Genomic DNA, 13,276 nt, shown 5'->3' with positions numbered 1-13,276 from the left:
ACGGCGTGACTGTTGTTGATGGTCCCGGACCGAGTTTCAGGTCCGGGACCATCAACGTGTTGTCACACCTTCGTCGTCCCGACCCGGTGTGACGGGGACACGGGACCGCCCCCGGTTCGGATCGATCCGATCCTGTTCGGACCGGGTCGTCGAACCGGGGGCGGTGGCTGTCCTGCCCGGGGACTCGCGCGCTGTCGGGCTGGCCCGGCGCGCGGGCACCCGCTAGTCGCGCAGGGCCGGACTACCGACCTCGGATCCGGTCGCCGGCGTCGGTGCCGGCGGCGGGACGGCTGCCGGCGGCGGGCTCTTGCGCCGACCCCAGCGCCGCATCACCGGCCGTTCGACGGTGACGAACAGCAACCAGCCGGCGATCACGTTGGCCACGAGGAACGCGAGGATGACGGCTATCGCGACCCCGGTGCCGTACTGCTGGTTGTCCCCGAACAGCGCGCGTCCGTGGTAGAGCACGATGCCCTGGGCCATGTAGAAGCCGAACGACACGTCACCGAGCCACTGCATCGGCCGGCTCGCTAACAGGGTTCGCCTGCCCTCCCGGTCGGCCACCGCGGCGGCACAGATCAGGATGCCGAGCGGCACCATGGTGGCAAAGCTGAAGGCGTACGCGGTCGGCAGGGACAACGACAGCGAGTACCCGCCGGTCGCCATCCCGGTCGCCGACAGGACGCCGATACGCGGCCACAGCCCGGCTATGACGATCCGGGCCAACAGCATGCCCAGTACGAATTCGAACACTCGGGCCGGCGGGAAGAAGTAGCCGAACCAGAACTGCTGCATGGAGAGTTCGGGGATGAAGGGGCCCTTCGGGGTGTCCGGGATGACGTACAGCGTGGTGAGTACGACCGCGAACCCGCCCAGCACCGTCGCTCCCGCCCAAGCCCACAGCCGGCTGTCGGCGATCCGCCGGATCGGGTGGATCAGCAGCGGGAACAGGAGGTAGAAGAGCAGTTCGCAGCCGAGCGACCAGCTCGGTGGATTGACGCTGATCGACATCAGCGCATCCGGGAAGAACGGGTGCAGCAGCAGCAGGTTGGGCAGCCACGTCGACACGGGAGTGAACGCCGCCGCGAACAGGATCATGGCGATGGCCCAGGTCACGATGTGCGTCGGGTAGATCTTGAGGAGTCGGCGACGAAGGAAGGACCAACCACTGTCGCCGGGCCGGGTCGACCAGGTGAGCACGAAGCCGCTCAGTATGAAAAAGAACGACACCCCGACGAAACCGCCGCCGGCCAGCACTTTCGCGTATCCCGCCTGCCAATCCGGATCGGCGAACGGGGTTGCCGGGAGGTTCGGCGGGACCGGCGTAACGAACTGTGACGTATGGTAGAGAAAGACGAGCAACGCCGCGACGAAACGAAGCCCCGTCAACGACGGAAGCTTGCTCGCCGTGGCTGACGCCCGGCTGTGGGACTCCGTACTGGACGGGGTCATGTCAGGTAACCTTTCCTCAGGGCGGCCATAGGCGGTCGCGGGCGCATCCTCGGAAACCGACGCGGCGACAACAGCAGGGGTACGTCTTACGTCTCCCTCCCCGAAACGAATCATCGCCGGGCACCCCGGAGCCCGACGAAGGTCAACAGGGACATCGTTCTCGACTCCACCCGGGGCCGCATCTCCTGAATTGCCGAATTGACGTGCGTCAACAGCGCCGAGACTCCTGCCGCAGGCCAAAATCCGGCCGGTCGATCGAGGCTCGTCCACTCCGCACAGCGGAAGAGGGTTCGGCGCCCCGACCAGCGGTAATCTCAGCCGCCAACGTCCGTACGGGCGTCAACGCGAGTTGCGAAAACCCGCCGGCGTCGGTCGCGGGCCGTGGGTCACGGATTCGGGACGTCGGACTCCAGCCGCAGGGTGGGGACGCTTTCGGTGCCGGCGTCGATGACCGCGTGGGCGAGTGCCGGGGGTAGCCCCGTCTGGGTGGCGAGGCTGCCGCTGGAGACCCGTTGCCGGTCGAGGAGTTCGACGGCCTTGCCGAGCAGCGACGGCTGCTCACGGGGGCCCAGGTCACCGGGTTCCGGGTAGCCCCACTGGGCGAGCAGGCTCATGCCGCGCCGGTAGGTGTGGTCGCGGTAGACCCCGACTTCGTGTCCCCGGTAGATCAGCGCCTTCAGGCTGATCCCCCAGCGGCGCTTCAGCTCGTGCAGCCGGTCGAAGTCGAGTCGGGCCGGCAGCTCGTCGCGCAGCACCGCGCTGGGTGCGAGGAACTCGGACGCGAACGCCATGGCCTCCCGCTCCAGAAGCTGGCTGCCCGGTTCGGCGTCGTGGTGCATCAGCAGGTGGCCGAGTTCGTGCGCGGCGTCCATCCGGGAGCGGGCCTTGTCGTCCTTGGCCGGGTTGAGGAAGACGAACGGACGCTGTCCGTACCAGTGGGAGAAGGCGTCAACCCGTTCGGAGACGTCGGGCAGGGCCAGCACGATCACCCCGTACGACTCCAGCAGCCGCACCATGTGCGCCACCGGTGCCGCCCCGAGGCCGAACGCCTCACGCGCCGCCGCTGCGGCCGCCCGTACGTCCTCCGGGCCGGCCGGCTCGGCCAGGTCCAGGTGCGGCAACCGCAGTTCGGGCAGCCGCAGATACCGCTCGACCACCTCGACCACCCGCCAGGCGACCTCACCGAACGCCGCCGCCTGGTCCCGCTCGGCCTGGGTGGCCGTACGGAGACTACGGAAGTGCGCGTGCCCGGGGGTGACCGGAACCGGGAACCCGGCGGCGAAGAACTCGACCGGCATCGACAGCGCCAACGCCAACCTGGCCAGCACCGACGCCGACGGACGCGCCTGGGCCAGCTCGTACTGGCTGACCGCGGCCGCGGTCACCCCGACCAGCCGGGCGAGTTCGTTCTTGCGCATTCGTCGCCACCGACGGGCGAGCCCGAGTGCGTGCGGCTCGAAGCCCGCGGCGGCGACGGCAGCCGGAACCGGCGGTCGTAGCGCCCTCGTCACGCCGACCGGCCGGACACCCGGCCGGGTCGCAGGGCAAGCAGGTCAAGCTCGGGAATCGGCAGTTCGTCATGGCGCGACTGCGGCACCACGACGGTGCCGTCGGCGACCGGCAACGGCGTACCGACCAGGGCCGCCGGACCGAACCACAGCGTCACCTCGAACCACGGCGAGCCGCCGTCGCGGTTGTCCCTCGGCAAACCGATGTACGCCACCGCCTCACCGGTCGCGATGTCCCCGGTGTGCGCGATCCGCACGTGCCGCTTCGGCGGCACCACCCCCGCGAACACCTCCGGGAACTGTCCCTCGTCGTCGAACGCCAACTGCCGGTCACGGCTGTTCTCCACCGCCCCACCCAGCCGTGCCTCGCTGCCCTCCCAGCGGATCGACTCGATCCCGCCCTGCAACGAGTACAACCGCACGACATAGCCCGCGCAGAGGATCTCCAACGAGTTGTCGTCCAACCGCGCCCGCACGCCGTCGACGCCGTTGAACTCGGCCTGACCGAGATGCACCAGGTTGCGCCACACCGTGGTCCCGAAACTCATCGCATCGTCACCGAGCTCCGGCTCGTGCCGATCCGCCGCCCGCCGGTACACCTGCTGGATCAACCGACCCAGCCGATCCAGCACCCCGCGTTCGTCCAGCACCGCCACCGCGTCACCCAGCAAGCCCATCCCGAAAACCTAGCCGACACACCACTTGATATTGCAAAAATCAAGTCTCCGACACGCCACCGCGACCCGGACGGGCACGAGCCCGCGCGGTCGGCGGAGCGGCCCGGCGCCGCGCCCCGGAAGCGGACCACGGGGGCGATGTGTCAAGGTGGGCGCGTGGCCGGGCGTGTGATAGCTGACCGTTACGAACTGCAAACGATGCTGGGCCGGGGCGGCATGGCGGTGGTCTGGCGCGGGGTCGATCTACGGTTGGGCAGGTCGATCGCGGTCAAGCTGCTCAACCCGGCCGGTCTGGCCGACCCGTCCATGTTGGAACGGTTCGACCGCGAGGCGCGTACGGCCGCCCGGCTGGCCCACCCCAACATCGTGGCCGTACACGACGTGGGCAGTGACCGCGACGAACCGTACCTGGTGATGGAGTTGGTCGACGGGCCCAATCTCGCGACCCTGCTCGCCGACGGGCCGCTCAGGCTCGACCGGGCGCTGGAGATCGCCGGCCAGGTCTGCGGCGCGCTGGGCACGGCACACGCCGCCGGGGTGGTGCACCGTGACATCAAACCGGCGAACATCCTGCTCGACCCGGCCGGCACGGTGAAGGTGTGCGACTTCGGCATCGCCCGCCTGCTGCACGGTGGCCAGGCCACCCTGACCGCCCCGGCCACCACGCTCGGCACCAGCCACTACATGGCCCCGGAACAGGCCGCCGGCGATCCGGTGGACGCGCGCACCGACCTGTACGCGCTGGGCTGCCTGCTGTACGCGATGCTCACCGGTGAGCCGCCGTTCACCGGGGACAACCCGCTCCGGGTGCTGTGGCAGCACCTGCACGAACCCGCCCCGGCGCTCGCGTCCGTACGGTCCGGTGTTCCTGCCGGCCTCGATCGCCTGGTCGGTCAGCTGTTGGCCAAGGATCCCGCCGAGCGACCCACCACCGCCACCGACGTACGCAACCGCCTGGCCGCGCTGGCGTCCGATCAGCCGTCGTCCGGTGCGCTGTCGCCCGGTCGCCGGTCGACCGAACCCGAGTCGTCCGACTTTCGCAGGACGGTGGTGGTCGACGCCGTTCCCCAGCCACCGACGCCCGGCCCGGTACGCGCCGCCGCCTCGGTTGCCGCCCAGACCCGCGCGCTGCCCGCCCTCGACAACGGTCTGACCCGGTCGGCCACGCGGCACGATGAGGGACCCCACTCCCGTCGGGCGCTGGTGGCGGCGCTCGGCGCGATCCTGCTCGCCGCCGTCGTGATCGGTGTGCTGCTGAACAACCGTGGCGGTGGCGGTACGGTCGACCCGCCGGGGAACGCCGCGCCCGCCGGGGCCTCCACCCCGGCGCGTGCTCCCACGACCGCCGCCACGACCGCTGCCGCCGCCACGACCGCTGCCGCCGCCACGACCGCTGCCGCCGCCACGACCGCTGCCGCCGCCACGACCGCTGCCGCCGCCACGACCGCTGCCGCCGGTCCGGCCGGCGCCCCGACCGGTGCTGCCCCGTTCGGCACCACCGCCCTGCTGATCGCCGTGCAGACGACGCTCGACCTCCAGGTCCGGGCCGGAGCGGTGGAGGCCGACGTGGCCGAGGACCTGGACGACAAGCTGGACGACGCCGCCGGCAAGCTGATGGAGGGAGAGCCGGGAGAGGCCGCGAAGCGGGTGGCCGACGTACGCGCCAAGCTTGTCGACCTGCGCGAGGACGGGAAGATCCCGTCCGGGACGTACGACCTCCTGCGCCCCATGTTGGACAGGCTCGCCGAGAGCCTGCCCCCCGGTGGCCGGGGCAACGGGAACTGACCGGTGACCGACCCCGGTCAGCGGCAGTTCCAGACCACGGCCTGGATGACGTTCTGGGCGTCCTCGCTCTGCCCGGCGATGATCCGACCGTCGTCGCTGACCGCCACCGGCGCATCCCCGACGGCCGTCCGGTGCGGCTCGACGTACGGCAGGTCGACCGTTCCGGCGTCGGTGAGCAGGCCGAGGCGTTCGTTCGGGAGCCAGCCCACCATCCAGCCCTGCCCGTTCCCGCCGCGCGGCCGGAGCGTGCTCGGCGGCAGGTCCACGAACTCGCCCGTGGGCAGGTGGTACCGGGCCGGCGTATCGACCTCGGTGCCGTCGGCGGCGTACGTGACGGCGGTGCCGATGATCCAGCCGTTGCGGATGCCCAGCGGCCGGAACGACTCGGCCGGTACGCCCCGCACCACCGGCTTGGGCAGCTCCCGCCGCGTTCCGTCGGGCAGCCACAGGTAGCCCGCCGCCGGGTTCCGGGCCGACCGCGCCCGGTCCTTCGGCGTAACCGAACCGCCGGGGTCGGCCGAGACGGTGGACGGGTTCGGCCAGACGACGCCGACGACGGTGCCGTCCTCGTCGATGCCGGCGACGTGGCCCACCCAGTCGGGGCCGGGCAGCGCCAGGTCGACCGGCTGGGCGGACGCGTCGGGCCAGACGATCGGCCGTTGGTCCACCGCCCCCTCGCCCCGGACTCCGGCGATCCGGCCGGCGTCGTTGATCGCCACCGCCGCCGAGGTGCCCTTCCCGGGCAGTGGACTGACCCTGCCGTCGCGGTAGACGTACGCCTGCGGACCGTTTGCCAGCCAGCCCGAGCCGACGGCCACACCGGAGGTGTTGACGTCGGTCAGGGACTGGTCGGCGCCGGGCAGAACAATCCGGTACGGCTTGCCGTCGTCCCACATCAGGATCGGGTAGCCGTCCCGCCGTTCCTCCGGATAGGTCCGGCCGACGATGAACCGGCCGGTCGGGTCGGCGCCGGTGACCAGGCTCATCGGTTCCCGGTCCGGTAGCGGCAGCCGGTTCACCGTGCACTTCGTTGGTGCCATGCCCGGTGTGGGCCGGGTCGCCGCCGGCTCGGTCGCGGCGGGCCCGGTGGTGGCCGGTACGGTGGCGGCCACGGCCCGTTCGTCCGGTCCGGACGAGTCCGGGCGCAGCGCGGTCAGCGCCACCGGCACGGTCGCCACCATCGCCGCCACCAGCAGGACCGCGCCCCCTCCGCCGAGCGCGCGCCGGGTTCGCCGACGTCGTCCCCCCTCGGCGATCGCCCGGCCGAGATCCACCCGGCTCGGGTTGGTCGGTTCGTCGTCGAGCCGGCGCAGCAGGGCGATCGCGTACTCGTCCTCGTTTTCCATCTCTCATCCTTCCCGTGTCGTGCCGGCGGTCGCCGGTGTCGTGCCGACGAGGTCCCGGTCGCCGAGCAGTCGGCGCAGTGCCTTCAGCCCGTACGAGGTCTGGCTCTTGACCGTGCCGGCGGAGCAGCCGAGCACCTCGGCCACCTCGGTCACCGGCAGGTCGTGCAGGTAGCGCAGGACCAGCACGGCCCGCTGCCGGGGCGGCACCCTGAGCAGCGCGGCGTGCAGGATGGTCCGGTCCTCGGTGGGCTGGTCGGTGCTTGCGCGTACGTCCGGCGCGTCGCCGAAGAGGCGGACCCTCCACCAGCCCTTGCGCTGGCTGTCGAGGAAGACGCGGACGAGGATCACCCGTACGAGTGCGTCGAGCGAGTCGGCTCGCGACGACCTCGCCCAGCTCACGTAGAGCTTGGTGGCCGCCTCCTGGACCAGGTCGTCGGCCTGGTGCTCGTCACCGCAGAGTGAGTACGCCAGCCGGCGCAGCGCGGGCAGCCGGGCGGTCACGTACTCGATGTATTCGCGTTCCGATCCTTCGCGCATCCGGCGACTACCTCCCTGGGATCCCCTCTACTGACGGGCGCCACCGGGAATCGGTTGTACGGGACGGGCCGGATCGGCGGGGACGACAGCGGCGGCCGGCCCGGAACCAACCGGGCCGGCCGCCGCCGGTGGTGCTGACCGCTGTCCCGGTCAGCCTTCGGGGTAGTTGACGATGGTGCTGGTGCCGTACGAGCCGACGACCGGGGTGCCGGCGTCGTTGATGGTTCGTTCGATTCCGCCGCTTCCGTCGAGGAAGACGGTGACCATGTTGTGGAACTTGACCTTCGGCGTACGGGGGACCTCGATGCCCCGGTCCGCGCGGATGTCGACCTCCTGGTTGAAGTACGAGTAGACGCCCAGCCCCCAGGCTTCGTGCTCGCGTACGTGCCGGCCGACCTTGTACGAGGCGTAGCCCTTGCCGGTGGGGCTGGTCCAGGCGGCCTGGCTCGGCGGGTCGTACGGCAGTTCGCTCTGGTAGAAGATCGTCCGGCCGTCCTCGCCGTTCCAGACGGTCTGGTACTTCTGGTAGTGCTCGACGAACAGCCCGTACGCGGTCACGTCGTCACCGTTGATCACGACGCCGGTGTCGGCGGTGTTCTGCGACCAGCCGATGCCGTTGCCGTGGTCACCGCGCCAGGCCCAGATGTTGTCGATGATGGTGTCGTCGCTGTTCACCACGAGGCTGGTCTTGGCCTTGCCGACCCAGGGCCCACCGATGCGGAAGAAGACGTCCTGCAACGAGATCGGGTTGCTGGAGTGGTTCTTCCGGCTGTGCCGGTCACCGACCTCGACCAGCACGTCGGATTCGCGCGCACCGGCGTCGACCAGCACCCCGGCGATCCGTACGCCGTCGACGTCGTCCACCCGCAGGGCCGCGTCGCCACGGTCCGGGGCGAGGCTCGGCATGCCCAGGCCGAGCACGACGGTGTTCTTGTGCTTGACCCGAAGGGCCCGGTCGAGGTGGTAGACGCCGGGGGTGAGCAGCAGGTGCTTGCCCCGGGCCAGCGCCTTGTTGATGGTGTGCTCGCTGTCGGACGGCTTGGCGATGTAGAAGTCGCCGATCGGCAGCGAGTAGCCCTGCTGCCGCTGGCCGTCGCCCCAGGTGGTGCCGGAGGTGTTGTGCCGCAGGGTCGGTACGAAGACCCGGTAGTCGCCGCGGGCGTCGACGTACAGGTAGGGCTTCTCGCGGGTGACCGGGCTGGTCGGCAGCGTGGTGTACGGCGGGTTCGGGAAGCCCGTCTCGGGTGCCCCGACGACACCGGAGAACACCTGGTTCCAGACGCCGTTGGTCCAGACGTCGCCGAGCTGGCTGTCCCGGGTGATCCACTGCTGCTGGGAGCCGTTGATGGTGACCCCGTCGACCTTGGAGTCGGCGATGTAGCCGCCGCTGGAGAAGCCGGCGTTGCCGGGTTCGAGCCAGAGCACGCCCTTGATGTGCACCCGGCGCATCGGCGACGCCTGCGACACCGCCCACTGGTTGGACCAGTCGGTCGGCGTCACGGACAGGTTCTCCGCCGAGCGCCAGAAGTTGGTGAGGGCGGAGATGCCGGCGGCCGAGTCGGGGTCGGGCTGGCCGATGACGCGTACGGCGCCACGGATGTCGACGTCGTCCGGGGACTGGCCGAGGCCGGCGACGGTGGTGTAGTAGCCGAGCTTGCCGTTGACGTCGTACTGGCCGGGCTTGAACAGGATGGCGTACCTGTTCGTACCCATCTCGTTCTCTTCCTGCTGCGCGAAGAGTTCGTCGAACTTGGCCTGGATCTGGGCGACCGGCGTCGACGGGTCGTAGACGAAGACGTTGGGTCCGAAATCAGGGCGTCCGCCCTGGTGAGCGGCGGCGCTGCCGGCCAGCGGCACCAGGCCGCCGGCGGTGAGCAGCGCGGCCGAGGAGATGACCGTGCCGAGGCGGCGCAGAGTGCCACCGGTACGCGGGCGCGTGGTCGCGCGTACGCCCTGGTTGTGGATCGGTTTCATCGACCTGCCTATCGGGGACGGCGGCGAGTCGTCACCGGCCGACGGAGAGAGCGCTCTCTCCGTCGGCCCGGCCCGGTCCAAGCCGCGAAGGAAGGGATCGGTGTGTTTCTACCCCGCCGATCACGTCCCGCGCTATAGCTGGCACAGCCATTTGCCGACCCGAATCACGACCGGCCCGGCTCCACATCGGACAGTGCAGCCATTAATCGCGCTATGTCCGGCGTCCCCCGAGCAGGCTGCGGTGGACAGCGGATGTCCACCGCAGCGAACGCACGCCGGATCCGCGCCGAGCTCGCCGCCCCCGGTACGACCGGCAGCCCTACCGGAGGCGGCGAGGTCGAGTCAGGCGACGGCGGTTCCCTCGAACTCGACCATCAGGGTGGGGATCGCCAGCCGGGTGACCCCCAGCATCGTGGTGGTCGGTGCCACGCCGGCCGCGCCCAACCTCGACGTCAGCACACCGTAGTGCTCGAAGAGTCGGTCGACGTCGGTGGTGTAGACGTTGAGTCGGACGAGGTTCGCGAGGGACATGCCGGCCTCGCCGAGGATCGCCTCCAGGTTGTCGAGACTCAGCGTCACCTGTGCCGCCATGTCACCGGCATGCCGGGGCTTGCCGTCGCCGCTCATCGCGGTCTGCCCGGAGCAGTACAGGGTCCGGGTGTCCCCGGATACGACCTCGCCCTGGTTGTACCCCAGCCCCACCGACCAGGCCCACGGGTTGACCGCCGATCGTTGCACTGCCATCTCAGCTCCATTCGTCGAAAGCGTGGGCACGCTGGAACCGAACCCACGTGTCGGTGAGCCTCTCAGCGAATACACGACATCCTGTGTCTTGTATTCCTGGCACAATTTCCGGGTGCGAGCCGACCGGTTGGTCTCGCTGGTGCTGCTGCTGCGCCAGCGCGGTCTGCTGCCTGCGGCCACACTGGCCCGCGAGTTGGAGGTATCCACCCGCACCGTGCTGCGCGACATCGAGGCGCTGTCCGCGGCCGGCGTCCCGGTCTACGCCGAGCGCGGGCGGCACGGCGGATTCGCTTTACTGCCCGGTTTTCAGACCGAACTTACCGGGCTGAACCACGACGAAGCGCTCGCCCTGCTGGTCGCCGGATCGCGACGCGGCGCGCAGGCGTTCGGTCTCGGCTCGGCACTCGCGTCGGCCATGCTCAAGGTGGTCGACGCGCTGCCTGACAGCCATCGACACACCGCGATCGGCGCGGTCGAGCGACTGCTCATCGACCCGGAGACCGATCTGCTGTCGCGCCGGCTGGTCACCGAGGAGGTTCCGTACGGCACGGTGGCCGAGATCCGGCGCGCGGTGTTCGCCGGACACAGGCTGCGCATCCACTACGCGGCCGTGGGCCAGCCCCCGAAGTGGCGCACGGTGGACCCGATCGGCCTGGTCACCGTACGCGAGCAGGGCTACCTGCTGGCCATGAGGTCCGGCGCGGACCGCACCTACCGGCTGTCCCGGGTCCTGGCCGCCGAGGAACTCGCCGAACCCGCACAGCGACCGGACCGGGTCGATCTGGACCGGGCCTGGCGGGAACGCAGCACCCGGTTTCGGACCGGCGGCGACACGGTCACCGTGCTGGTACGGGTCACCGCCGCGCGGCGTGAGGACCTGGTACGTACCGCGCTGGCCGTGCACTCCGAAGAAGCCGACGCAGACGGCTGGCTGCGGCTGGAGGTGACCTTCCAGGATCCGAGACATGCCGAATGGGCACTGTGGCAGCTCGCCAGCAGCGGGGAGGCCCTGGCCCCGCAGTGGTTGCGCACCGCCCTGCACGACCGCGCCGCCGCGATCGCCACCCGCTACGCAGTGTCATCCGGAGGTTGAAGGACGACTCACCCGCCAGCCAAGAAGCGTCCGGGCGCTTCCGATCTCGAAGGTGTGCGCCTTCGACTCCAGCTCAACCGCCAGGTGGAGGACGGCCGCGGGCCGGCTGCCCTCCCCCACCTGGTCGGCGTACGTTCCACCATTCACCCATCGACAGGTGACGTGACGTACCTGGTGTGCGACCGTAGGAAACCGGTCAGTCCCGTACGTCGGCGGCGGCCCGGACGTGGATCACGACCTCGGGGGTGGTCGAACCGAGCCGGCGGGCCCACGAGGAACTCATCCGGTCCATCTCGGCGCCACTGATCACCTCCGCCCCGGTAACCTTCCAGCCGCAGTCGGCCAGCCGGTCGGCGAGGACCGCGTCGACGTACTCGGGGGTGAGTTCGGGCAGCTCGCGGATCTCCAACGGCACCGGGTCCCGCCAAATGCTGGTACCGACGGTCACGTCGAGCGTGGCGCCGGACCGGGCCACCGCCCGCAGCCCCGCGCAGACGTCCCGGTCGCCGTGCACGATGCCGCGCAGCAGCTTGCCCCAGGGCATCAGCACCGACACCTCGTCGGCGATCCCGTGCAGCTCACCCGGCACCGACTCGATCGCGGAGTTGACCAGGAGCAGGTTCGGCGCACCGCCCTTGGCCGGCTTGCGGGCGGCACGCACGCTGGTCGGCGACATCCGCTGCCAGGCCGGATCGATCCCGATCACCAGCCAGTCCGGCTGGGACCGGGCCAGCCGGTAGGCGGTGCGCGCGTCACCGGTACCGACGTCGACGATCACCCGGCTGGCCGCGCCCCGGAGCGCGTCGAGAACCTCGCCGTCCGGCGTGACCAGGCGCTTACCCTGTACGACCTGCATCCGGCGATTCTGTCAGGTGCGTACGGGCGCACCGGCCGGGCCGCCCGGCGACCGGTCCGGGCCCAGCGCGTCGTACACCCGGCGCCGGGTCAGCCCGAACGGCGCCAACGCCTCGCTCAGCGTGCGCGGCGACACCCCGGCGGTGGCCAGCGCCCGGACCAGGGCGTCAAGATCGACCGGCTGGTCGGTGGCCGGCGAGGACGCCAGCACGACGGTGACCTCCGGCAGGCCGAGCCGGCGTACGGCGGCACCGGTGCGCTCGGCCGTGGTCCAGCGCATCGCGGTGCCGACATCCGACTGCCCGTCCGGTACGGCCACCCGGCGCGCGGGGGTCGCCGCGACCACGTGTTCGAGCACCGCGTCGACCTCGTCCACCGGCAGCACCAGCACCGTCGGCGCCAGCGCGGAACGCAGTGACACCTCGACCTCCGGCCGACGTACCGCCCGCCGGTCCACCCGGCCGAGCAACAGCGCCGGGGTCGGCGGCAGGCCGGCGGCGAACAGCACCTCGGCCGGGCCGCCCGGCGCGTTCAGCAGCGCGAACCGGGCACCGGTGCCGGCGGCGGCGGCGGACAGCCACCCGAGCGCCGGGGTGGACAAGCCGTCCGCCGGGCCGGGCAGGGTCACCGCGACGATCCCGGCCCGCTCGACAACCGCCGCCGCTGCCACCGGCTCGCGTACGCCGACCAGGTCGACGGTCGCGTCGGCGTGCCGCCAGAGCAGGTCGAGCCGGCCGGCGGGTACGGCCGACCCGGCCGGTCGGAGCAGGACCAACGGCGCGGGCGGGGTCACCTCGACCAGGGTCAGGGTCACCGCCGTCGCCGGGTCGGTGAGCGCGGCGGCCAGCTCGCGGTCGAGATCCTCGGCGGTCAGGGTGGCCGCCACGGCCAACGTGCCGGGGTCGTTGTGGTGACTGCGACGCAGCACCAACCCGTCGCGTACGGCATGGTCGGGGTTGATCGTCGCCTCGCCGGTGGCCTCGTAACCGGCCGCCTCGACGGTGTACCGCACCCGACCGCGCAGCAGGCCGAGCTCGGCCGGATCCAGTACGGCCGCCACCCCGACCACACAGGTGGCCCGCTCGGTCACCTCGGTGTCGTGGGTGAACTCCAGCGTCTTGGCGTGGGTCGCCCGGATCCGGGGATGGCCGTGGCCGCGTACCAGCGCACGGCGCCTCGTCCTCGCCACCGGTCGGTTCCTCCTCGACTGCCGCCCCGAGGCGGGGCGAGCCAACGCCAAACGATATCCCGTGCCCGATCCACGGCCGGCGGCGTCGCCGTCGAGGGCGCCGATATCCGACTGAA

11 protein-coding genes are annotated in these 13,276 nt (G+C 71.1%); 2 read left to right on the top strand and 9 right to left on the bottom strand.

The window, feature by feature from the left end; genetic code table 11:
• Positions 1–222: 222 nt before the first annotated feature.
• The 3 genes from OG792_RS01990 to OG792_RS01980 form a co-directional block, all read right to left on the bottom strand.
• On the bottom strand, positions 223–1,389 hold the full coding sequence (locus OG792_RS01990; RefSeq protein WP_329106782.1) for an acyltransferase family protein: 1,167 nt from the start codon (positions 1,387–1,389) through the stop codon (positions 223–225).
• A gap of 449 nt (positions 1,390–1,838) precedes the next feature.
• Complete coding sequence (locus OG792_RS01985; protein ID WP_329106779.1) at positions 1,839–2,963, bottom strand: helix-turn-helix domain-containing protein; 1,125 nt, start codon at positions 2,961–2,963, stop codon at positions 1,839–1,841.
• Positions 2,960–3,637 (bottom strand): hypothetical protein, encoded by a 678-nt coding sequence (locus OG792_RS01980; RefSeq protein WP_329106777.1) that lies wholly within the window; start codon positions 3,635–3,637, stop codon positions 2,960–2,962. The genes OG792_RS01985 and OG792_RS01980 overlap by 4 nt, the downstream gene beginning before the upstream one ends.
• Before the next feature lie 156 nt (positions 3,638–3,793).
• On the opposite strand from OG792_RS01980, the gene OG792_RS01975 reads away from it, so the two are divergent.
• Positions 3,794–5,422 carry a protein kinase domain-containing protein gene (locus OG792_RS01975; protein ID WP_329106775.1) on the top strand — a complete coding sequence of 543 codons (1,629 nt, stop codon included), beginning with the start codon at positions 3,794–3,796 and terminating at the stop codon, positions 5,420–5,422.
• Positions 5,423–5,439: 17 nt separating this feature from the next.
• On the opposite strand, the gene OG792_RS01970 is transcribed toward OG792_RS01975, so the two are convergent.
• From OG792_RS01970 to OG792_RS01955, 4 genes are all read right to left on the bottom strand, one after another.
• On the bottom strand, positions 5,440–6,768 hold the full coding sequence (locus OG792_RS01970; protein ID WP_329106772.1) for a hypothetical protein: 1,329 nt from the start codon (positions 6,766–6,768) through the stop codon (positions 5,440–5,442).
• Positions 6,769–6,771: 3 nt separating this feature from the next.
• Positions 6,772–7,305, bottom strand: a complete 534-nt coding sequence (locus OG792_RS01965) for a SigE family RNA polymerase sigma factor (protein ID WP_329106770.1) — start codon at positions 7,303–7,305, stop codon at positions 6,772–6,774.
• 150 nt (positions 7,306–7,455) lie between these two features.
• A complete protein-coding gene (locus tag OG792_RS01960) occupies positions 7,456–9,279 on the bottom strand; it encodes an adenylyl cyclase (RefSeq protein ID WP_329106768.1) in 1,824 nt (607 codons plus the stop codon).
• Between the two features lie 342 nt (positions 9,280–9,621).
• Positions 9,622–10,023 (bottom strand): RidA family protein, encoded by a 402-nt coding sequence (locus OG792_RS01955; protein ID WP_329106766.1) that lies wholly within the window; start codon positions 10,021–10,023, stop codon positions 9,622–9,624.
• 112 nt (positions 10,024–10,135) lie between these two features.
• Here OG792_RS01955 and OG792_RS01950 point away from each other — a divergent pair, with 112 nt between their 5' ends.
• Entirely contained in the window at positions 10,136–11,116 is a 981-nt protein-coding gene (locus OG792_RS01950; RefSeq protein WP_329106764.1) for a helix-turn-helix transcriptional regulator, read from the top strand.
• A gap of 196 nt (positions 11,117–11,312) precedes the next feature.
• On the opposite strand, the gene OG792_RS01945 is transcribed toward OG792_RS01950, so the two are convergent.
• Together OG792_RS01945 and OG792_RS01940 are read right to left on the bottom strand one after the other, a co-directional pair.
• A complete protein-coding gene (locus tag OG792_RS01945; protein WP_329106762.1) occupies positions 11,313–11,972 on the bottom strand; it encodes a class I SAM-dependent methyltransferase in 660 nt (219 codons plus the stop codon).
• A 12-nt stretch (positions 11,973–11,984) separates the two neighbouring features.
• Entirely contained in the window at positions 11,985–13,160 is a 1,176-nt protein-coding gene (locus OG792_RS01940; RefSeq protein ID WP_329106760.1) for a DUF371 domain-containing protein, read from the bottom strand.
• Positions 13,161–13,276: the final 116 nt, after the last annotated feature.

It is taken from the genome of Micromonospora sp. NBC_01699 (assembly GCF_036250065.1).
Taxonomy (GTDB): Bacteria; Actinomycetota; Actinomycetes; order Mycobacteriales; family Micromonosporaceae; genus Micromonospora_G.
This window is presented reverse-complemented; position numbering and strand designations above follow the sequence as displayed.

Bases quoted from the DNA above. Each gene is read 5' to 3' on its own strand.
- OG792_RS01980 (WP_329106777.1), bottom strand. From the start codon at position 3,637: ATGGGCTTGCTGGGTGACGCGGTGGCGGTGCTGGACGAACGCGGGGTG.
- OG792_RS01970 (WP_329106772.1), bottom strand. From the start codon at position 6,768: ATGGAAAACGAGGACGAGTACGCGATCGCCCTGCTGCGCCGGCTCGAC.
- OG792_RS01965 (WP_329106770.1), bottom strand. From the start codon at position 7,305: ATGCGCGAAGGATCGGAACGCGAATACATCGAGTACGTGACCGCCCGG.
- OG792_RS01960 (WP_329106768.1), bottom strand. From the start codon at position 9,279: ATGAAACCGATCCACAACCAGGGCGTACGCGCGACCACGCGCCCGCGT.
- OG792_RS01955 (WP_329106766.1), bottom strand. From the start codon at position 10,023: ATGGCAGTGCAACGATCGGCGGTCAACCCGTGGGCCTGGTCGGTGGGG.
- OG792_RS01945 (WP_329106762.1), bottom strand. From the start codon at position 11,972: ATGCAGGTCGTACAGGGTAAGCGCCTGGTCACGCCGGACGGCGAGGTT.